The sequence below is a fragment of the Enterococcus sp. 12F9_DIV0723 genome (assembly GCF_002174375.1).
Lineage (GTDB): Bacteria > Bacillota > Bacilli > Lactobacillales > Enterococcaceae > Enterococcus_A > Enterococcus_A gilvus.
Map to the genome: position 1 here is coordinate 2,219,763 of NZ_NIBK01000001.1, position 1,404 is coordinate 2,221,166.

Consider the following 1,404-nt stretch of genomic DNA (forward strand, 5'->3'; position numbering starts at 1 on the left):
GAGACATTTACTATTAATATAGTTTTTTCCTTTCTTAAAGTTTTCAAGTAAGTATTTAGTAACAGGGACATTCTTCCTTCATATATGACCATAGGAAATAGAATCCCCATATAAATTAAACTCTCATTGTATTCCTGTCTCTTATACACATCTAGATGTGTATAAGAGACAGCTCATATTCGCGATCCTCCTCCAATTGGTAGTTATTTAAAGAAAAAATCTAAATCATACAATACTATTACTAAAAAAGTGCTAAAGAGTTAGAACCCTCAAGCACTCACCTTCAATACACGATGTTCAACTACTTTTTATTCTTTTTTTGAATATACATCGTATAGTTTCAACTCATACATTTTTTTATCTGCAGTAACAACTGTATCCAAAATAAGTCCCGTAACAAGTAACAGCATTGAAAAGGTCATTAAGCCCGTTGCAAGAATTGCAGAAGGTATTTTGTAAATATACCCAGTTTTTAAAAATTCAAAGATGACTGGACCTCCAACTATCAAGCCTAATATGAAAAATAACAAAAACCACATAGTAAAAAAGAAAAGCGGCTTATAATCTTTACACATTTTAAAAATAGTCACTAATACTTTAAATCCATCAGAAAAAGTATCTAACTTTGATTCACTACCTTCGGGCCGATCTCTGTAGTCTATAGGTATCTCAACTAACTTAAATCTTTTATCCAAAGCATGAATAGTGAATTCAGTCTCAATTTGAAATCCGCTGCTCATTACTGGAAAGCTTTTAACAAATTGTCTATTAAATCCTCTATAACCAGTCATTACATCTTTTATATCAGCTTTGTAAAGCTTATTAATAGAATTTTTAACTAAATTATTTCCAAAGTCATGAAAAGCTCTCTTATTTTCATTATAATATGTTCCATTTGATAATCTATCCCCAATAACCCTGTCTCTTATACACATCTAGATGTGTATAAGAGACAGCAGCCGCTGCTCATTACTGGAAAGCTTTTAACAAATTGTCTATTAAATCCTCTATAACCAGTCATTACATCTTTTATATCAGCTTTGTAAAGATGTGTATAAGAGACAGACATTCCTTTAAAGTCTTCAACAATTCATGACAGGCTTCAGCAGGATAAGTATCATCTCCATCTACCATTAGATAAAAATCTGCATCAATATCAAAAAACATCTGACGTATTACATTACCTTTACCTTGTCTTGGTTCTTTTCTTACGATTGCACCTTCTTCAATTGCAATTTGAAAAGTATCATCTGTTGAATTGTTATCATAAACATAAATATTTGCATCAGGTAGTTCTCTTTGAAAATCATTAATTACCTTTTTAATTGTCATTGCCTCATTATAACAAGGAAGCAATATTGCAATTTTTTCTGTCATTTTACTATTCTCCTTAAAAATAAACAC

2 pseudogenes are annotated in these 1,404 nt (G+C 30.6%); both read right to left on the reverse strand.

What is annotated here, in order from left to right:
* Positions 1-308: 308 nt before the first annotated feature.
* Positions 309-923 (reverse strand): annotated as a pseudogene (locus A5868_RS10550) (glycosyl transferase); the annotation flags it as partial.
* 140 nt (positions 924-1,063) lie between these two features.
* Positions 1,064-1,377, reverse strand: a pseudogene (locus A5868_RS10555) (glycosyltransferase); the annotation flags it as partial.
* Positions 1,378-1,404 lie beyond the last annotated feature (27 nt).